The organism is Rheinheimera riviphila (assembly GCF_004005945.1).
Taxonomy (GTDB): domain Bacteria; phylum Pseudomonadota; class Gammaproteobacteria; order Enterobacterales; family Alteromonadaceae; genus Pararheinheimera; species Pararheinheimera riviphila.
In genome coordinates, this window is sequence record NZ_SACS01000003.1 from 277,331 (window position 1) to 297,467 (window position 20,137).

A 20,137-nucleotide genomic window follows, 5' to 3' on the forward strand; every position below is an offset into this window, starting at 1 on the left:
TTTACGTAAACTTCACTTATAGTTGCAATCGATTTTGACCTTCGCCTGACAGACATAAAAGTGGCCGCATCGTGATAGATAAAGTGACAGAAAAAGACGATAGAACTTACAGCATCAGCGAACTTGCCAAAGAGTTCGATATCACTACCCGTAGCATTCGTTTTTACGAAGATCAGGGGTTGCTGACGCCATTACGCCAGGGTCAAACCCGTATTTACAGCAAAAGAGACCGGGTCAGGCTGAAACTGATTTTACGCGGTAAACGCTTAGGGTTTAGCCTTTCAGAAACCGGTCAGCTGTTTGAACTCTATGACGCCGATAAGTCGAGCGTCACCCAACTCACCATTATGCTGAAACTGATCGAACAGAAAAAACTCGAACTGCATCAGCAAATGGACGATATCAAAGTCGTGCTGATGGAATTGGTCACCGTTGAAAAACGTTGTCGCGAGACCTTAGTCGAAGCCAAAACATCAGAATCTAAATCAATTACCTTATCCGCAAACGGGGAACTTTCATGATTAGCAGCTATAAATCGCTTAACTTTGATCTCGGCGAAACCGTCGACATGATCCGCGAACAAGTCAACAGTTTCGCCCGTGAAGAAATTGCCCCACGCGCCGCGCAAATTGACCATGACAATGAATTTCCAAACGATTTATGGCGCAAATTCGGCGACTTAGGCCTGCTGGGTGTCACCGTTGACGAGAAATATGGTGGCTCTGGTTTAGGTTATTTAGAGCATGTCGTGGCGATGGAAGAAATCAGCCGCGCTTCTGCTTCAGTTGCCCTGTCTTATGGCGCTCATTCTAACCTTTGTGTGAATCAGATTTTCCGCAACGGCAACGAAGCGCAAAAAATGAAGTACCTGCCAAAACTGTGCTCTGGTGAACATATCGGTGCGCTGGCGATGTCAGAACCGAACGCTGGCTCTGACGTGGTATCGATGAAACTGCGCGCCGATAAACAAGGCGACCGTTACATTCTGAATGGCAATAAAATGTGGATCACCAATGGTCCGGATGCGCACACTTATGTGATTTATGCCAAAACCGATATCAACGCCGGTTCCAAAGGTATCACTGCTTTTATCGTCGAACGTGGTTCTAAAGGTTTTTCGCAGGCGCAAAAACTCGACAAACTGGGTATGCGCGGTTCCAACACTTGTGAGCTGGTGTTTGAAGATTGTGAAGTCCCGGAAGAAAACGTGCTCGGCACTGTTGGCTCTGGCGCGCGGGTGTTGATGTCGGGTCTGGATTACGAGCGTCTGGTGTTGGCCGGTGGCCCACTCGGCATTATGCAGGCTTGTATGGATATTGTTGTGCCTTACGTGCACGACCGTAAACAGTTTGGTCAGGCGATTGGTGAGTTCCAATTGGTCCAGGGCAAACTGGCCGATATGTACACCCAAATGAATGCAGCCAAGGCTTATACCTATACCGTGGCTAAGGCTTGTGATCGCAAAGAGACTACGCGCAAAGATGCGGCGGCGGTGATTTTGTACACGGCGGAACTGGCGACCAAAATGGCGCTGGATGCGATTCAGCTGCTGGGTGGCAATGGTTATATCAATGAATACCCAACCGGACGGTTATTACGCGATGCCAAGTTGTATGAAATTGGTGCCGGCACTTCCGAGATCCGCCGCATGTTAATCGGCCGGGAACTGTTTAACGAGTCGAATTAATTTTACCTTTGCTGGCGACTTTGTCTTAGGCGGGTTGCCACTTACAGAACGCCGACACGCCCTACAAGCCATCCCTGGTTGGGCTCGGTTCGCAGCATCCATGCTGCTCAACGGTCGGCTTTTCTATAAGTGACACCCCCCCCCTGCACGCCACCAGCAATTGAACGAACCAAGCTAAATTCGACTCTGGGGCTGCGCCCCTGCTTTCGTCGCGGTAAGAGCAAAAGCGCAGTTACAGAAAAGCGCGACTTCCAATTATTTCTATAGGTGACTTCAGTGACCAAATTAAGCAGCAAAATAAATCCCAGAAGTGCTGAATTTTTGCAAAACGCAGCAGCGATGCAGGCGGTGGTGGATGATCTGAATGCCAAGGTGCAGCAGATTAAACTCGGTGGCGGTGAAGCGCTGATTGCCCGGCATACGTCGCGTGGCAAACTTTTTGTGCGCGATCGTATTCAGAAGTTACTTGATCCTGGCTCACCTTTTTTAGAGATTGCGCAATTTGCTGCCTGGCAATGTTATGACGATTATGTGCCAGCGGCTGGCGTCGTGGCCGGGATTGGTCGGGTCAGTGGTGTTGAGTGCATGATTGTTGGTAATGATGCGACCGTCAAAGGTGGCACTTATTATCCGCTGACGGTGAAAAAGCATTTACGGGCGCAGGAAATTGCCGAGCGTTGCCAGCTGCCTTGTATTTATCTGGTCGATTCTGGCGGTGCGAATTTACCGCGCCAGGATGATGTATTCCCGGACAAACTGCATTTTGGGCGGATTTTCTTTAATCAGGCCAATATGTCGGCCAAAGGTATTCCGCAAATTGCGGTGGTGATGGGCCTTTGTACCGCCGGTGGTGCTTATGTGCCGGCGATGGCGGATGAGTCGATTATCGTCAAAGAGCAAGGCACTATTTTCCTGGCGGGTCCACCGCTGGTGAAAGCTGCCACCGGTGAAGAAGTGTCAGCCGAAGATTTAGGTGGTGCTGATGTGCATTGCCGTATTTCCGGGGTGGCCGATCACTACGCCCAAAACGATGAACATGCGCTGCAACTGGCGCGCAACAGTATTTCCCGCTTGAATCGCGTGGCGCCTGTGCTGCGTGATGTTAAACCTTCGCAAGAGCCGTTATTTGATGCAAAAGAGCTGTACGGCATTGTTGGCACTGATCTGAAAAAGCCATTTGATGTGCGTGAAGTGATAGCACGGATTGTCGATGGCTCAGATTTTGATGAATTTAAACAGCTGTATGGTGCGACTTTAGTTTGCGGTTTTGCGCGCATATTCGGCAATCCGGTCGGCATCGTTGCCAATAACGGAATTTTATTCTCAGAATCTGCACAAAAAGGCGCCCATTTTATTGAGCTTTGTTGCCAGCGCAAAATTCCATTGTTGTTCCTGCAAAATATCACCGGTTTTATGGTTGGCCAAAAATATGAAGCCGAAGGCATCGCCAAACACGGTGCAAAAATGGTGACTGCGGTGTCTTGCGCCAAGGTGCCAAAATTCACTGTGCTGATTGGTGGTTCTTATGGTGCTGGTAACTACGGTATGTGTGGTCGCGCTTATGATCCAACGATGATGTGGATGTGGCCAAACGCCCGCATCTCGGTGATGGGTGGCGAGCAAGCCGCTGGCGTAATGGCACAGGTCACTAAAGATGGTTTGGCGCGTAAAGGCGAAACTTTATCGGCGGACGCGGAAGCTGCGCTGAAAAAACCAATTATCGAGCAGTACGAGCAACAAGGACATCCATATTATGCCTCGGGCCGGTTATGGGACGATGGCATTATCGATCCGGCGCAAACCCGGATGGTCGTTGGTCTGGCATTAGCGGCATCGCTGAATGCACCGATTGAAGAGACACGCTTTGGCGTGTTCCGGATGTAATGGAGCAGCTATGAAAATCGCAATGAAGACTTACCAATACATCACCACATCTATCGACCAGCGCGGTGTCGCACAGCTGGTGCTCAATCGCCCTGACGTGCACAACGCCTTTGATGACATCATGATTGGCGAGTTGATTCAGGCGCTGGATAGCTTTGCTGCTCATCCGCAGCTGCGGGTTTTGCTGCTGCGATCGAACGGCAAAAACTTTAGCGCAGGAGCCGATTTAGGCTGGATGCGCTCGATGGCCGACAAAAACTACGATGAGAATCTACTGGACGCCGGAGAGCTGGCAAAGCTGATGCAAAAGCTCGACAACTTCCCTGCCCCGACCGTTGCGTTAGTGCAAGGCGCAGCTTTTGGCGGCGCCGTTGGCTTAGTGGCTTGTTGCGACATTGCGATTGCTTCTGATAAAGCTAGCTTCTGCTTAAGCGAAGTGAAAATTGGTTTGATGCCAGCAGTGATTAGCCCTTATGTGGTGCGGGCCATTGGCGAACGCGCCAGCCGCCGTTATTTCCTCACCGCTGAGCGTTTTTTTGCTACTGAAGCTTTGCATTTAGGTTTGCTGCATCAAGTCGTCAGCGACGATGAATTGCATGGTGTATCAGATGCGATGGTGCAAACCTTACTCGCCAATAGCCCTGCCGCAGTCAAAGCAGCGAAAGATCTGATTTTCACTGTCGCCAATCAACCAACTACGCAGGCGCTAATCGACGAAACCAGCCGTCGGATTGCGGCAATTCGGGTATCAAGCGAAGGTCAGGAAGGCTTATCTGCCTTTTTGCAAAAACGCCCACCGGCCTGGCAGCTTCAAGATACTGCTGGTTCAAATACTGATGCTTCTAAAACTGATGCTTCTAAAACTGATAAATCAGACTCTGCAGCAACCGCATCTAAAGGACAGGCTTAATATGTTTCATAAAATTCTGATCGCAAACCGCGGCGAAATTGCCTGTCGCGTAATTAAAACCGCCCATCAACTGGGTATTCGCTGTGTAGCCGTTTATTCAGAAGCAGACGCCAATGCACGGCATGTGCAAATGGCGGATGAAGCCTATTTATTAGGCCCGGCGCCAAGCAAAGAGTCATATTTACGCGCCGATAAAATTCTGGAAATCGCTAAAAAATCCGGCGCTCAGGCAGTACATCCGGGGTATGGCTTTTTATCCGAGAATGAAGTGTTCGCCCAAGCTTGTGCTGATGCCGGTGTGGTGTTTATTGGCCCACCAGTACCCGCCATTGCTGCTATGGGTAGCAAAAGCGCTGCCAAAGAAATCATGAGTAAAGCCGGTGTGCCTTTGGTGCCGGGTTACCATGGCGACAACCAGGATGAAGCCTTTTTAGCCGAGGAAGCTGACATAGTTGGTTACCCACTGCTGCTCAAAGCCGCCTACGGTGGCGGTGGCAAAGGCATGAAAGTGGTTTGGCAAAAATCCGAATTTCTGGAGCAGCTGCAAAGCGCTAAACGTGAAGCATTAAACGGTTTTGGTAACGATAAAATCCTGATGGAACGTTATCTGACCAAACCACGCCACGTCGAAATTCAGGTCTTTGCCGATAATTTTGGTAACGCTGTTTATTTGCATGAACGGGATTGTTCCATTCAGCGCCGCCACCAAAAAGTGATTGAAGAAGCGCCTGCGCCAAATTTCTCGCCCATACAACGTAAAGCCATGGGTGACGCCGCAGTGAAAGCTGCACAAGCCATCGGTTATGCCGGTGCCGGTACGGTGGAATTCCTGTTTGACGAAGATGGTTCGTTCTATTTTATGGAAATGAACACCCGGCTGCAGGTCGAACATCCGGTGACGGAAATGATCACCGGCCAGGATTTAGTGAAATGGCAGTTATTGGTCGCGAGCGGCCAGCCGCTGCCACTGACGCAAGACGAAATCCCGTTGGATGGCCACGCCATTGAAGTGCGGGTGTATGCTGAAGATCCGGATAATAACTTCTTGCCTGCTACCGGTAAGCTGACTTATTTACGCCAGCCGGACGCCAATCGCCATGTGCGGATTGATACCGGTGTGGTGGAAAATGACGAAGTATCGCCATTTTATGATCCGATGATCGCCAAACTAATTGTCTGGGACGAAAGCCGCGACCGCGCTATTGCCCGCATGCGCCGCGCGCTGGACGATTACCGCATTGCCGGGGTGAAAACCAACCTCAATTTCCTGACCCGCTTAGTCGAACATCCGGCCTTTGGCCGCGCTGAACTTGATACGCACTTTATCGAACATCATCAGGCGGAACTCTTTGCGCCAGAGCAAAACGAGCCAACACAGGCGCTGATTTTGGCGGCTTTGTATCTGCTGTCGAAACAACAACCTTCCGCAACCGCCAGCTCGCCATGGCAGTCAGCCATTGGTTGGCGGATGAACGAAAATGCCAGTGTCAGCTTTCACTTAACTCAGGGCGAACAGAGCCAACATGTCCGCATCACCCAACAGGCCGACGCCTTTTTGGTGGCCGTTAACGACTTAAGCTTAACTATCAAAGCGCAGTTAAACCACGATGAGCTGACCGCCAATATCAGCGGCCACCAGTGCAAAGTACGAGTCAGCCAGTTTGGCGACACGGTTTCAGTCTTTATCAAACAACAACGGTTTGATTTTGATTACAAAACCATTGTTGAAGTAGCGGTAAGCGACGAAAGTGCCGGAAGCTTAAAAGCACCGATGAATGGCACTGTAGTGGCGGTTTTAGTTAGCGCCGGACAACAAGTCGAAGCAGGTCAAACTTTGCTGGTGATGGAAGCGATGAAGATGGAATATGCCATCAAAGCGCCTGCCGCTGGTGTGGTGAATACGCTGTTTTATGCCACCGGTGATTTGGTCAAAGACGGTGCTGAACTGGTCGATTTTGCTGCCACAGCTAAAGCCGAGGCTTAACATGAATCCTTCAAACTCAATTGCGCCAACGTTTCCAACGGCAGTCCGCATCGTTGAAGTGGGCCCGCGCGATGGCCTGCAAAATGAAGTGGCGGTGTCCTTAGAAGCCAAAATCGCGCTGGTCAATACCCTGGCCGCTGCCGGTTTAACCACCATTGAAACCGGCTCTTTTGTCAGCCCCAAATGGGTGCCGCAAATGGCCGATTCTGCCGCCGTTTTTGCTGGTGTCAGCCGTAAAGCTGGTGTGACTTACACAGCGCTGACGCCAAATTTACAAGGTTATCAGGCTGCAAAAACAGCTGGCGCCGATGAAGTTGCCATATTTGGCGCGGCCTCAGAAGCCTTTAGCCAGAAAAATATCAACTGCTCGATTGCCGAAAGTCTGGCGCGGTTTGAACCAGTGGTGGCAGCGGCCAAAGCCGATGGCCTGCGCGTACGCGGATATGTCTCTTGTGTGGTCGGTTGCCCTTATCAGGGTGATGTGGCGCCGAGCGAAGTGGCGCGGGTCGCTAAAGCTCTGTTAGAAATGGGCTGTTATGAGATTTCCTTGGGCGATACCATCGGCGTAGGTACTCCAGCCAAAGTACTGGCTATGCTCGATGCCGTGCTCGAAGTGGTACCTGTTAACAAAATTGCAGTACATTTTCACGACACTTATGGTCAGGCGTTAACAAATATTTACGCCGCGCTAAGCCGCGGTGTGGCTGTCATCGATAGCGCTGTGGCCGGTTTGGGTGGCTGTCCTTACGCCGCCGGAGCGTCAGGCAATGTTGCCACTGAAGATGTGGTGTATTTACTGGATGGTCTTGGCATTAAGCACGGCGTTGCGTTAAATACGCTCGCCCGCGCTGGCTGGGCCATAGCGGAAGCACTCGGTAAGGCACCTAGTTCTAAAGTAGGATTGGCGCTGAAGGCCAAATGTCAGCAGAATTAACCAGCATTTTCGATCAGTACCCGCACATAAAAATAGATCAACAATGAGGACTTCACATGGCAGGGTTTAACAAGGTCGTACAGAGTTACGACGAAGCGATGGCGGGCCTGCAAGATGGCATGACCGTGATCGCAGGTGGTTTTGGCCTTTGCGGTATTCCGGAAGGTTTGATTGCCCAAATCAAAAAAATGGGCACCCGCGATTTAACCGTCGTCTCCAATAACTGCGGTGTCGATGGTTTTGGCCTCGGCGTGTTACTTGAAGACCGCCAAATCAAAAAGATGGTGGCGTCTTATGTTGGCGAAAACGCCTTATTTGAAAAACAACTGCTCAGCGGTGAACTGGAAGTTGAACTGACGCCACAAGGCACGCTGGCTGAAAAAATCCGCGCTGGTGGTGCTGGCATTCCGGCATTTTTCACCGCCACCGGTTACGGTACACCAGTTGCTGACGGTAAAGAAACCCGCGAAATCAATGGCCGCAATTATGTGCTGGAACCGTCCATCACCGGTGATTTTGCCATTGTCCGCGCCTGGAAAGCCGACCGTTACGGCAACTTAGTTTTCCGGCATACCGCGATGAACTTCAATCCAATGGTCGCCACCGCCGGTAAAATTACCGTGGTTGAAGTAGAGGAAATTGTTGAACCTGGTGAGCTGGAACCATCGCAAATTCATACCCCGGGTATTTATGTGCAACGCGTGATTCAAGCCAGTTTTGAAAAACGCATTGAACGTCGTATGGTTCGCCAAGGTGAAGGAGCGTAAAAATGGCATTGTCCCGTGAACAAGTCGCAATGCGTGTGGCGCAAGAACTGAAAGACGGTTATTACGTCAATTTAGGTATTGGCATTCCAACCTTAGTCGCCAACTACGTGCCAGCAGGCATTGAAGTGATGCTGCAATCAGAAAACGGTTTACTCGGTATGGGCCCGTACCCAACTGACGCCGAAGTTGACGCTGATATGATCAACGCCGGTAAAGAAACCGTCACCGCTATCAAAGGCGCTGCGATTTTCAGCTCAGCGGAAAGTTTTGCCATGATCCGCGGTGGTCATGTTGATTTAACCGTATTAGGCGCTTTTGAAGTCGATCAAAACGGCAATATCGCCAGCTGGATGATCCCGGGCAAACTGGTCAAAGGCATGGGCGGCGCGATGGATTTAGTCGCTGGTGCACAAAACATTGTTGTGACCATGACCCACGCTGACAAATACGGTAGCTCTAAGCTGCTGGAAAGCTGTGCCCTGCCGCTGACCGGCGTTGGTTGTGTGAAGAAAATTGTCACCGACTTAGCTGTTTTGGAAGTCAAAGATGGCGCCTTCCACCTACTGGAACGGGCACCTGGCATTAGCGTTGAAGAAATTCAGCAAAAGACTGCCGGTAAACTGATTGTCGCTGGCGACATTCCGGAAATGCGTTTTTAGATTTCACCGCTTGACAACAAGCGACTTTTAGCAAGATCAAATCAGCCCCTGTGACGGGCTGATTTGATCTTAACGCAATACCATCAGACTATCCCGCTGAATATCACCGCTGACAATGGCTATCATGGTTGGGGTTTTAACGACTGTGACTTCATGATACTCGCCAATCAACATCACAAACGCCAGTTCGTTATTTTGTAGCCGATACCAGCCAACCCGGTAATTGGGTAAATGGATGCCGTTAATGGCAACTGTTGGCGTGAATGGGCCCAGTTCGGGTTGGGTAAAGACATTGATACTGGTTTCAGGTAAGGATAAACCGGTGATAGTGGTGTGATAAAAGCCGGCATGAATATGCAGGTTGTTTTCGACAAACTGCACTTTATTATCACTCACCCACCAGGCGGTCAGCAAAAACGCTCCGGTACAGCTTAATACTGACCATAATACCGGTTTTAACCATTGGCGGTTGAGGATCAATAATACCAACGCCAACAGCACCGGTACAAAGACCATCAGGCCAAATAAAGTGAGATAAAGTTGCCAACCAATGCCAAGCGCAGTCATAACTTCACAAGAAAAATACACAAAGTTATAAAATTGTATCACAAACAGATACTGCTGCATGACAATAAACTGATTTAATTCATATAAAAAATTAACTGATTATTAAACATACAGTTATGCTAATAAATATGCAAAAACAATGACAAACTATTGGCATGAATGGCATCGCTGAGATCAGTAATGAGTTGGCAACTTTGAACTCTATGGCTGAAAACGTTTGATCAGACTGGAAGTATCTAGCCGCCCACCGCCTTGTGCCTGCAATTCGGCATAAAACTGATCTACCAAAGCTGTCAGCGGTAATTGCGCGCCATTACGACGGGCTTCGTCCAGGGTGATGCCTAAATCTTTACGCATCCAGTCCACCGCAAAACCAAAGTTAAACTGGCCATCAACCATGGTATTGCCGCGATTTTCCATTTGCCAGGATTGTGCCGCACCTTTAGAAATCACTGCCAGCACTGCTTTGGCATCTAAACCCGCCTGAGTGGCAAAATGCAATGCTTCGGCCAGGCCCTGCACCACACCGGCGATACAAATCTGATTAACCATTTTGGCGAGCTGTCCGGAACCGGCAGCACCAAGCAATTGATAACTACGGGCATAGCGCTGCAGTACCACTTCAGCTTTTTCAAAATCCACTTGCGCACCGCCAACCATAATAGTTAACAAGCCGTTTTGCGCACCAAGCTGCCCACCAGAAACCGGCGCGTCTAAAAATCCCAGTTGCTTTGATGTGCAAGCTGCCGCCAACTCGCGGGCTAAATCCGCAGAAGCCGTGGTGTGATCAACCAGTACCGCGCCCACTTTCATGGTGCTTAATACGCCATCTTCGCCATAAACAACCGAGCGCACGTCTTGATCATTGCCTACACACAACATCACCAGATCAGCATCTGCCGCGGCTGCCGCTGGTGTTACCGCCGACTGACCACCATATTGTTGCACCCACGCCATTGCTTTAGCACTGCTGCGGTTATAAACACAGACCTGCAGGCCCTTTTGTTGCAGATGCCCGGCCATTGGGTAGCCCATCACACCGAGGCCAATAAATGCCACTTTTAAATACGCTTGATCCGTTGCCATATAATTGTCTTAATTCTGTGAAACACTGATCGTTAGATTACAAACTTATGATACAAATAGCAAAATAGCGCAGAGCGCCAGTCATTGGCGGTAATAACCGGAGTAAGTATGGCGAACGTGCATCATTTTAAAGTGAAAACGACGACTGGTAACACCGTCGATTTAAGCCAGTATCAAGGCAAAGTGCTGTTGATTGTCAATACCGCCAGTCAATGTGGATTTACCCCACAGTATCAGGAACTGGAACAACTGCATCAGCAATATCATGCCCAAGGCCTGGAAATTCTGGCGTTCCCTTGCAATCAATTTGGTGGTCAGGAACCTGGGTCCGATCAAGATATCGCCCAATTTTGTCAGCTGAACTTTGGCCTGACTTTTGGCGTGATGGCAAAAATTCAGGTGAATGGCCCGGAAGCCGAACCGCTGTTTGAATATTTAAAAGATCAGGCACGTGGCGTGTTAAAAACCCGCGCGATTAAATGGAATTTCACCAAGTTTCTGGTGAATAAAGACGGTGTGGTGGTGAAACGTTACGCCCCGCGGACCAAACCTGGCCAGTTTGTGCAGGCGATTGAAGAAGAACTTGCTAAGCAGTCGCAACGGATCGGCGCTTAATTAGCGTTTCTCCAATATTTAATAAGTATGTAACCAATGGATGTTTGATCCCGCACAGATCCTGCTTTCGTCGTTGGGTTATGCTAGCAACAGATCACTGCTGCGATGCAGTTAAATCCTAAGGGGCGACCAGGATGAAAGTTTGTGTGTTCAGTACGCAAAAATATGACGAACAAGCATTTAAACAATGGAGCGATCCGGCGATTGACTGGGTTTTTCTCAGTCAAAAATTAGACTTAGTATCAGCCCACGGTGCTACAGGCGCAGATGCAGTTTGTGTATTTGTGAACGATCAACTCGATGCGCCGGTGCTGCAACGTTTAAAAGAATTGGGCGTGCGCTTTATTGCGCTGCGCTGTGCCGGATTCAACAATGTCGACATCCCGACGGCAACACAATTAGGATTGAGCGTGGTGCGGGTACCGGCCTATTCACCACAAGCTGTGGCCGAACACAGTGTCGGACTGATGTTGTGTCTGGATCGGAAGTTTCATAAAGCCTACAACCGAACCCGTGACAACAACTTTGATCTCAATGGCCTGCTTGGTTTTAACTTGCATGGGAAAACAGTCGGTATTATTGGCACCGGGCGGATCGGTGTCGCGGCGGTGAAAATTCTGCTTGGGTTTGGCTGCCGGGTGTTATGTGTTGATCCGATCAAAAACCCGCAAATGATCAACATGGGCGCAAGCTACGTTAGCCTCGACGAGCTGTATCCACAAGCCGATATCATCAGTTTATATTGTCCGTTAACCCCAGACAGCCGCCATCTGATTAACGCGCAAAGTCTGGAAAAAATGAAAGATGGTGTGATGTTGATCAACACCAGTCGTGGCGCTTTGGTCGATACCAAAGCGGTGATTAAGGCGTTAAAGTCAGCGAAAATCGGCTATCTGGGGCTGGATGTGTATGAACAGGAAGCTGATTTGTTTTTCAAAGATTTATCCGATCAGATTATCGCCGATGAAGTTTTTCAGCGGCTGTTGACCTTCCCAAATGTATTAATCACCGGCCATCAGGCATTTTTCACTGCTGAAGCGATGGCGCAAATCAGCCGTATTACCTCCGACAATCTACTGCAGTTGCAACGCGGTGAACCTTGCCCGAATGTAGTAGGTTAATGCTCGATTTGGTTGTCAGCTGCCACTAAAAAGGAAGGCCAGCAACACGCTGGCCTTCTTTTTTACAACAGACAACAGACTTGTGATCAGTGCTTTTTATCGCGCAGTTCACGGTCAAAAAATGTGGTAATGGTGCGATGCAAATGGGTTTGTACCTGCTGACCAAACATTGCGTGTTTACTGCCCGGATAGGTCATCATCTCGAACATCTGACCATTCTCTTGCAACAACGAAAACAATTTTGTGCTGTTGGCAAACAACACATTGTCATCGGCCATGCCGTGGTAAATCAATAATGAACCTTTTAAGCCATCGGCATATGGAAACACGGCACTGTCGGTATAACCCTGTGCATTGCTGGACGGATGGCCCAAATAACGTTCGGTGTAATGCGTGTCGTATAAAGTCCAGTCCGTCACCGGCGCACCAGATACACCAGCAGCAAAATAATCGCTGGCTTTAAACATGGTCATAATCGCCATGTAGCCGCCGTAACTGTGGCCATAGACGCCGATCCTGCTGGCGTCGACATAAGGCAATGTCCGCAGGTATTCCACGCCGCTGATTTGATCTTCAACTTCCACCACGCCGAGTTTTTTATAGATCGGATCTTCAAACTTCTTGCCGCGATTTTCTGAACCACGGTTATCTAGTTGGAACACGATATAACCACGCTGCACCATGTACTGGAAATACAAATCCTTATGGCTCCAGCTGTTAGTCACACGCTGTGCACCGGGGCCACCGTAAACACTGACAATTACCGGATACTTCACGGTCGGATCCAACTTAGCCGGTTCAAATACCCGGTAATGCAGGGTTTGGCCGTCTTTGGCCTGAATGGTGCCAAAACGTGGTTTCACCAATTCCGGCCAGTATAGCGTTAACGGATGTTCAGCATTCAGCTGATTGCTAGCGAGTACTTCAACGGTCTTGCCATCCCGGTTTTTCAGCTGTACTTCTGGCAATTGGCTGACACTGGAAAACGTATCTAAGAAGCCGCTGCCATCTTTGGCGACAACGACACCGTGGCTGCTACCGGCTTCGGTCAAGCGTTTAATGCTGCCATCAGCCAGACTCAACTGATACAAATGCGCTTCTAATGGCGTATCTTTGCGACCACTGAAATAAATCTGGCCATTTTTTTCATCTACCGTTTCCAGCTGATTGACGATCCAGTCTCCATCAGTCAACTGACGCAGCATTTTTCCATCCAAATCATATTGATACAGATGTTTGAAACCGCTTCGTTCTGACGCCCAGATAAAGGATTTTTGATCCTTTAAAAAATGCAGGTCATTGTGTAAGTTCACCCAGGTGGCGCTTTGTTCTTTTAACAACAACCGCTCGGTTTGACTGACCAAATCGACCAGTCTTAATTCAAGCTGCTGCTGATCACGACTTTGCCATTGATAAGTCAATAAATTCGGGTTTTGGGTCCAGGCCACCCGTGGCAGATAAATGTCCTGATCTTTACCGTGGTCCAGCCAATTCACCGCAGCGCCCGCCAGACTGACCACTCCCAGTTTAATTTTGACGTTGGCGGCTCCAGCGTAAGGGTAACGCTGATTCACCAGCTTAATTTCATCGGCATAAATTTCGTTACGCACCACTTCGGCCACACCGCTGTCATCAAACTGAGTAAAGGCGATTTTGCTATCGTCTGGCGCCCACCAATAACCAGTCATCCGGCCCATTTCTTCCTGCGCCACGAATTCAGCCATACCGTTTTTGATGGTGCCCTGGCCGTCTTTAGTCAGCTGGGTTTCAGTACCACTTTTTAAATCCAGCACATAGATATTCTGCTCGCGGACAAAAGACACAAACCGACCTTTGGGCGAGATTTGCGCGTCGGTCTCAAATTCTTTGGTTTCGGTTAGTTTTTTCGACTTTTTTGTCGCTAAATCAAAGTAATACAAATCACCATTCAGCGGAAACAACAAGGCTTTGCCATCTTTAGACCAGCTATAACTGACAATACCGCTGGCGAACAAGCGTAAGCGTTCGCGACGGGCTTTTTCTTCATCTGACAGCAGCTCCGGACCACTGAACAAGCTATCTGAATCCACTAACAACGAATGTTTGCCGGTTTTGATCTGGTACTGCCACAGATCTAAACGGTTGGCGTCGGAGGATTTTCCTTTGAGATAAGTAATGCGGCTGCCATCAGGTGAATAACCGAGTGACTTTGGCGTGGTGCCGCTCAGCACCGGATCAGCAAATATCCGCTCCAGTGGCAACTGGCTGGCCTGCAACGCCGTGCTGGTGCTTAAAGCCGCGATAAGGGTTAATCCGGTGAGCAAAGGTGAATTCATTGTAAGATCCTGAAGCGTTTGAATTTAAGCTATCTAACGCCAGCAAAATATTTTTTTCAACAGAATACCGCCGATGCACCAAAATTTTCAGTCCACCACCCGCTTGCAAGCCAATGGCGCTGCAGCATTGCACCAAAGTTTCCAATTTAGCACCAAAAAAGTGCACACATTTTGCAACGATTTTGAGATAAATGGGGTGTTTTTCGCGTTGGACAAATCGACATTTTTGCCATAAGTTAGTTCCGGAGCTCAAATAAATAAAAAAAGAGCCCTGTTAACCGTCCAGGATATTTAAAGGCAAACCTATGAAAAATAAAACACAACTACACCCTCTCGCCGCTGGTATTCAATCCGCGTTAGCCGGTGGCGCGTTCCTGATGTTGGCTACGACCGGTTTTAGTGCCATGGCACAAGAAGCAACAACAGAACAAAAAGCTGAAGAAAATGTAGAAAAAATTGTGGTCGTTGGTTCGCGTGGTGCACCGCGTTCAGTCGGGGATTCCGCAGTCCCGGTTGATGTGATTTCTGCCGACGAATTTGTCAAAGCCGGTCCAACCGATATGATGACGCTGATGAGTTCAGTGGTGCCATCCTTTAACGTCAACTCGCAACCGATCAACGATGCGTCAACGCTGGTTCGTCCGGCTAACTTACGTGGCCTGCCACCAGATAGCACGCTGGTATTAGTCAACGGCAAACGCCGCCACCGCTCTGCCGTTATCACCTTTTTGGGTGGTGGCTTATCAGACGGTTCGCAAGGCCCGGATATTTCTAATATTCCGTCGATTGCATTGAAGCAAGTTGAAATTCTGCGTGATGGTGCAGCTGCACAATACGGTTCAGATGCCATTGCCGGCGTAATTAACTTCCGGTTAAAAGATGCCAGCGAAGGCGGCACTATCGAACTACGCTCTGGTCAGCATTATGACGGTGATGGCGATTTACGTCAGATTTCAGCCAACATCGGGATGCCATTTACCGATAATGGTTTCGCCAACTTCAGTACTGAATTTAAGCAGTCTGATCCAACCAGTCGCAGCGTACAACGCGGTGATGCTGCTGGTTTAATTGCGAAGGGCAACACGCAAATTGCTGATCCGGCGCAAGTCTGGGGCTCACCAGAAATCAAACGTGACTTTAAAGTCTTTGGTAACATCGGCCTGGAAGTTGCAAAAAATACTGAATTTTATACCTTTGGTAACTTCGCCCAGCGCGATGTGGAAGGTGGTTTTTACTTCCGTAATCCGGTCAACCGTGGTGGTGTGTACTCAAACGATGGTGGCGACAGCTTACTGGTCGGTAATTTAGATGCCAGCAAAGGCTCATGCAGCAACATCGACATCAAGGGCTTAAACTACGGCCAAATCAATACCAAAGTCTCGGCATTACCTGCCCATTGCTTTACGTTCTTCTCGATGCTGCCAGGTGGTTTCACACCTAAATTCGGCGGTATTGTGACAGACGCAGCTTTAGCAGGTGGCGTGAAAGGTGAAATGGACAATGGCTGGAACTACGACTTAAGTAGCACTTATGGTCGCAGCGAAGTTGAGTTTTATATTAAAAACACCATTAACGCCTCGCTTGGCCCATCAACACCACGTGATTTTAATGCAGGTAAATATGTCCAGCAGGAACAAGCCGTTAACTTCGATATGAACAAGCTGATTGAAGTTGAAGCGTTGCCTTATCCATTGGCTGTAGCCGGTGGTCTGGAATACCGCATTGATACTTTTGAAATTTTTGCTGGTGATAAAAACTCTTTTGAAGTGGGTCCACTCGCTTCACAAGGTTTTGGTATCGGTTCAAACGGTTTCCCAGGCTTCAAATCTGACGATGCCGGTTCATTTAACCGTTACAACTACGCGGCGTACACCGAGTTTGGTGCTGAGTTCAGCGATAACTTCCGCTCTGATTTTGCCCTTCGTTATGAAAACTATGAAGATTTTGGTACCACCACCAACGCCAAGTTGAGTGCGCGTTACCAGTTGATTGACGAAATGGCATTACGAGGCGCGATCAGCACCGGCTTCCGCGCACCAACGATTGGTCAATCAATGGTTCGTAACGTCAGCACTTCATTTGCTGCTGGTAAAGGTCTGGTTGATAACGCGACTCTGCCACCAACACACCCAATTTCGGTGTTGAAAGGCGGTAAAGCCCTGACGCCGGAAGAGTCGAAAAACTTATCCTTTGGTACTGTCGTCGAAGTGGATGACTTCTTCGCCACGTTGGATTATTTCCGGATCGAAGTGGAAGATCGGATCAGCCAATCATCGTCGCAAGAACTGACTGCCGCTGACGTGCAAGCGTTATTGGCATTGGGCGTGCGCGATGCCAGCAGCTTCGCCGGGGTAAAATACTTCACCAACGATTTTGATACCACCACGCAAGGTCTTGATTTTGTCGCCAACTACGGCGCTGATTTACTCGGTGGCCGCACCACATTCGCGTTAGCCGCGAACTGGACCGATACCTCAGTCGATCAGCACTCCAGCAACATTAACGAAGCCAAAATCAAAGTAATTGAAGATGGTTTACCAAGTGTCCGGGGCAGTTTCACCATTAACCATACCCAGGGAGCCTGGCGCGGTTATGTGCGGTTGAATCAATATGGTAGTTACTTCGAAGACCATGCTGACTCTGGCGCATTAAATGTTGCCGACGGTGGATTACCGTTAAATCTGGGCGCCGAAATGACAGTTGATGCTGAAATCAGCTACGCCTTTGACGAACACTATGAAATCAGTCTGGGTGCCACCAATCTGTTTGATGAGTTACCAGATGAAAACGTGTGGGCAGATGTACTGGGTGCACAATACCCAACCACAGCTGTGATGGGCTTTAACGGCGGTTTCTACTACGCCCGGATGACTTATAACTTCTAAGTGAACGTCTGAAAAATGATCGTTGAAGCCACCTGCGGGTGGCTTTTTTATTGGCTTGCACGAACATTCAAAGCATGGCATGTTGCTATTTAGAGTAAATACTTGAGAACGCACTGTGCAATTACAACCCTGGAGCTATACCACCCGCTACGGTTTTACCTTGCGCGGCCAGCATTCGATACCATCCGGCAAACCGGTATTACATGTTTTGCACGGCAATGGTTTTTGCAGCTTGATGTATCAACCGATGCTTGCCTTACTCACTGAATATTTTGATTTGTTCTTATCCGACGCGCAGGGCCATGGCGACAGCGATCATGGTGGCAAGTTTATTGGCTGGCATCAAAGTGCTGATTTGGCGTTGGAAGCTTTTATCGCGCACTTGCCGCTATTTCAGTCAGTCACCAGCGCCAGAAAAGTCACGGTTTATGCGCTCGGCCACAGTTTCGGTGGCGTGTTAACGGCGCTGATCAATAGCCGCGTCGATAGCCCGTTTTCACAGGTGGTGTTGCTGGATCCGGTGTTGTTTCCTCCCTATTTACTGAACAGCATGAAAATTCTGGATAAAGTTGGCCTGTATCGAAAAAACCCATACGCCAAAAAAGCGTTAAACCGGCGCCAACAGTGGCCGCAGCGCAGTGAGGTTGAAGCTTATCTGACCGATCGTGGGATGTTTAAGGGCTGGGCGCCAGCAGCTTTACACGCCTATATTGACCATGCCCTGCACCATAGTCCTGAAGGTGTTCGTTTGAAATGTCAGCCGTCACGCGAAGCCGAGATTTTCAGTTCATTTCCGGCCAGGTTATGGACGGAACTCGCAAAACCCTGCAGCCCAACGCTGCTCCTTTATGGCGATCAAACTTATCCATTTGTGCCTAAAGCAGTCAAACGCTGGCAACGCATAAACCCTTCGTTGCAGGCAAAACTGGTGCCTGGCGGCCATTGTTTTATGCAACAACATCCGGTACAAACGGCGCAAGAAATCCTGCAACACTGGGATTGCAAGCGTTCGTAGCCGGACTTTAGCGCAAAAGTAAGCGCTAAAAGTGGGGATAAAATAATTCAGTAAAGCATGCCGGTTCCGTCGCAGTTCCATTATAATGGCGCCAATTTTGTGTCTGGAAGTGGCCTTGTCATTGATGAAACGTAGTTTGATAGACAGTTTAATGCGCAAAGTTGTGCAGAGCTCTGCGCTCGGTTTAGTGTTGTTAGTCGGCTGTACCACAGTGCCGGTCAAAACTGTGGTGCCAGCGCCGGTACAGCCGGTCGCCCCGGTGGTGGTAGAACCGGATTTAGTGCCGGACGAAGTGGTCAAATCCGACACTGCCGAATCTATCGCGACTGACTTTGGACTTATTTTCATCGACCGGGATATGACCTTCACCGGCACCCTGCCATGTGAAAAATGTCCAGGCGTGCAATATCACATCAATGTGTATCAGGATGGTAAGTTTGAAGCGCGGCGCGAGTTTATCGATCGTAACGTGGTTGAACTGATCCAGGGCAGCTGGATGCTGGATAACCGCACCCTGCACTTCACCAGCCAACGTCAGCCGATGCCGTCTTTCCAGTTCGCCAGCAATCAACATCTGACATTGTTGGATATCGCTGGCAAGCCGATGGTTTCTGCTGATAATAAAACCTTAAGCCGCCGTGATTTCAGTAAAATTGACAGTCGTTTACCGCTGCTCGGCATGTACGAGCTGAAAAACAACGAAGCCAGTTTTACTGATTGTCTGACCGGCGAAAGCCATTTAATTGCCATGACCCAACACCATATGCCGATGATGCGCAGTTACCAGACCAACCCTGGCATCAACGGCAAATCGGTCGTTGCCACCTTAACTGCGCGTAAAAGCCCGGACAACAACGACGCATTGTTTGTCGATAAATTTGACCAGTTCTGGCCAGGCGCTACTTGCCCAAGTCAGGCACAACCGGCCAAAATTCAGGGCGTGGTGTGGCGTTTAAGCACAGTATCGCAAATTGGGGTGCCGCAGAAACTAAACATCCGGATGATGTTTGACCAGAACAATAAACTGTTTGGCTTTTCTGGCTGTAACAACTTTAATGCCGGTTATCAGCAAAAAGATACTCAATTGAGCGTGGCGCCGGTGGTCAGTACCCGTAAGTTCTGTAGCGATGCCAACTTCTATGAACAGCAATTTACCAAGCAGCTGCAAATCGCTGATCGCATTGAAATTAATCAAAACAAACTGCAGTTGTTTAAAGCCAATAAAGTCATTATTGAAATGACGCAGGCGTTGAACTAAGCAAACGCCAACCAAATAAAAAACGGAGCATCAAGCTAATGCCAGTCAGATAAGCTGACTGGCATTATTTTTTATGTGGATATTTACTCGGTTTTCTCTTTACCAGCCTTGGATATGAACGCTCTTCGCGCCTGAACGGCAAGACAAAAAACTCCGCTTTTCTCGTTAAATCATCCAACTCTTGTGGAATGTGGTGGCTACTAATCAGCGTGAACCCGTATTCAAACAAGCTGACTATCGCATTGGCGCACAGCGTAAAACTCAGCTCATTTGGATAAATTCCCGGGAGGGTTTTGGCCATCCTGACCATCTGATAGCGGATTAGGTTGTAGCAGAGCAACACGCCCCACAGTTCTTGTTTCACCATCTCAGATTTTTTGCTTCGCAGCGTAAATTCGTTTGCCAGCAGTTGCTGTTTCATCTCCCGGTAGCCCAGTTCGATTTCCCAGC

Annotated in this window: 16 protein-coding genes and 1 pseudogene; 13 read left to right on the forward strand and 4 right to left on the reverse strand. The window is 49.1% G+C overall.

The window, feature by feature from the left end:
- Nucleotides 1-71 precede the first annotated feature (71 nt).
- The 8 genes from EOE67_RS04985 (at nucleotide 72) to EOE67_RS05020 (ending at nucleotide 8,825) form a co-directional block, all read left to right on the forward strand.
- Complete coding sequence (locus EOE67_RS04985) at nucleotides 72-521, forward strand: MerR family transcriptional regulator (protein ID WP_276317433.1); 450 nt, start codon at nucleotides 72-74, stop codon at nucleotides 519-521.
- A complete protein-coding gene (locus EOE67_RS04990) occupies nucleotides 518-1,687 on the forward strand; it encodes an isovaleryl-CoA dehydrogenase (protein ID WP_127697937.1) in 1,170 nt (389 codons plus the stop codon). The genes EOE67_RS04985 and EOE67_RS04990 overlap by 4 nt, the downstream gene beginning before the upstream one ends.
- A 276-nt stretch (nucleotides 1,688-1,963) precedes the next feature.
- On the forward strand, nucleotides 1,964-3,571 hold the full coding sequence (locus EOE67_RS04995; protein ID WP_127697938.1) for a carboxyl transferase domain-containing protein: 1,608 nt from the start codon (nucleotides 1,964-1,966) through the stop codon (nucleotides 3,569-3,571).
- A gap of 10 nt (nucleotides 3,572-3,581) precedes the next feature.
- A complete protein-coding gene (locus EOE67_RS05000; RefSeq protein WP_240652718.1) occupies nucleotides 3,582-4,481 on the forward strand; it encodes an enoyl-CoA hydratase-related protein in 900 nt (299 codons plus the stop codon).
- 1 nt (nucleotide 4,482) lies between these two features.
- Nucleotides 4,483-6,465: an acetyl/propionyl/methylcrotonyl-CoA carboxylase subunit alpha gene (locus EOE67_RS05005; protein WP_127697939.1), complete on the forward strand. Its 1,983-nt coding sequence runs from the start codon at nucleotides 4,483-4,485 to the stop codon at nucleotides 6,463-6,465.
- Nucleotide 6,466: 1 nt separating this feature from the next.
- Nucleotides 6,467-7,399: a hydroxymethylglutaryl-CoA lyase gene (locus EOE67_RS05010; protein WP_127697940.1), complete on the forward strand. Its 933-nt coding sequence runs from the start codon at nucleotides 6,467-6,469 to the stop codon at nucleotides 7,397-7,399.
- A gap of 56 nt (nucleotides 7,400-7,455) precedes the next feature.
- Nucleotides 7,456-8,166, forward strand: a complete 711-nt coding sequence (locus EOE67_RS05015) for a CoA transferase subunit A (RefSeq protein ID WP_127697941.1) — start codon at nucleotides 7,456-7,458, stop codon at nucleotides 8,164-8,166.
- A gap of 2 nt (nucleotides 8,167-8,168) precedes the next feature.
- Nucleotides 8,169-8,825, forward strand: coding sequence for a CoA transferase subunit B (locus EOE67_RS05020; RefSeq protein WP_068063401.1), 657 nt, complete (start codon nucleotides 8,169-8,171; stop codon nucleotides 8,823-8,825).
- A 69-nt stretch (nucleotides 8,826-8,894) separates the two neighbouring features.
- Here the strand turns inward: EOE67_RS05020 and EOE67_RS05025 are convergent, their stop codons facing one another.
- Nucleotides 8,895-9,392, reverse strand: a complete 498-nt coding sequence (locus EOE67_RS05025) for a hypothetical protein (RefSeq protein ID WP_127697942.1) — start codon at nucleotides 9,390-9,392, stop codon at nucleotides 8,895-8,897.
- A gap of 201 nt (nucleotides 9,393-9,593) precedes the next feature.
- Entirely contained in the window at nucleotides 9,594-10,478 is an 885-nt protein-coding gene (locus EOE67_RS05030) for an NAD(P)-dependent oxidoreductase (RefSeq protein ID WP_127697943.1), read from the reverse strand.
- A gap of 108 nt (nucleotides 10,479-10,586) precedes the next feature.
- Between EOE67_RS05030 and EOE67_RS05035 the strand changes: the two genes are divergently transcribed.
- Both EOE67_RS05035 and EOE67_RS05040 read left to right on the forward strand, forming a co-directional pair.
- On the forward strand, nucleotides 10,587-11,093 hold the full coding sequence (locus EOE67_RS05035) for a glutathione peroxidase (protein ID WP_127697944.1): 507 nt from the start codon (nucleotides 10,587-10,589) through the stop codon (nucleotides 11,091-11,093).
- Between the two features lie 134 nt (nucleotides 11,094-11,227).
- Nucleotides 11,228-12,214: a 2-hydroxyacid dehydrogenase gene (locus tag EOE67_RS05040; protein WP_127697945.1), complete on the forward strand. Its 987-nt coding sequence runs from the start codon at nucleotides 11,228-11,230 to the stop codon at nucleotides 12,212-12,214.
- Nucleotides 12,215-12,300: 86 nt separating this feature from the next.
- Here EOE67_RS05040 and EOE67_RS05045 read toward each other — a convergent pair whose 3' ends face one another.
- Nucleotides 12,301-14,529, reverse strand: coding sequence for a S9 family peptidase (locus tag EOE67_RS05045; RefSeq protein WP_127697946.1), 2,229 nt, complete (start codon nucleotides 14,527-14,529; stop codon nucleotides 12,301-12,303).
- A gap of 305 nt (nucleotides 14,530-14,834) precedes the next feature.
- Here EOE67_RS05045 and EOE67_RS05050 point away from each other — a divergent pair, with 305 nt between their 5' ends.
- The 3 genes from EOE67_RS05050 (at nucleotide 14,835) to EOE67_RS05060 (ending at nucleotide 19,687) form a co-directional block, all read left to right on the forward strand.
- Nucleotides 14,835-17,414, forward strand: coding sequence for a TonB-dependent receptor plug domain-containing protein (locus EOE67_RS05050; protein ID WP_127697947.1), 2,580 nt, complete (start codon nucleotides 14,835-14,837; stop codon nucleotides 17,412-17,414).
- A 115-nt stretch (nucleotides 17,415-17,529) separates the two neighbouring features.
- Nucleotides 17,530-18,429 (forward strand): alpha/beta fold hydrolase, encoded by a 900-nt coding sequence (locus tag EOE67_RS05055; RefSeq protein ID WP_127697948.1) that lies wholly within the window; start codon nucleotides 17,530-17,532, stop codon nucleotides 18,427-18,429.
- Between the two features lie 85 nt (nucleotides 18,430-18,514).
- Nucleotides 18,515-19,687 (forward strand): META domain-containing protein, encoded by a 1,173-nt coding sequence (locus EOE67_RS05060; RefSeq protein ID WP_240652719.1) that lies wholly within the window; start codon nucleotides 18,515-18,517, stop codon nucleotides 19,685-19,687.
- A 64-nt stretch (nucleotides 19,688-19,751) separates the two neighbouring features.
- On the opposite strand, the pseudogene EOE67_RS20500 reads toward EOE67_RS05060, so the two are convergent.
- Nucleotides 19,752-20,137, reverse strand: a pseudogene (locus EOE67_RS20500) (IS4 family transposase); the annotation flags it as partial.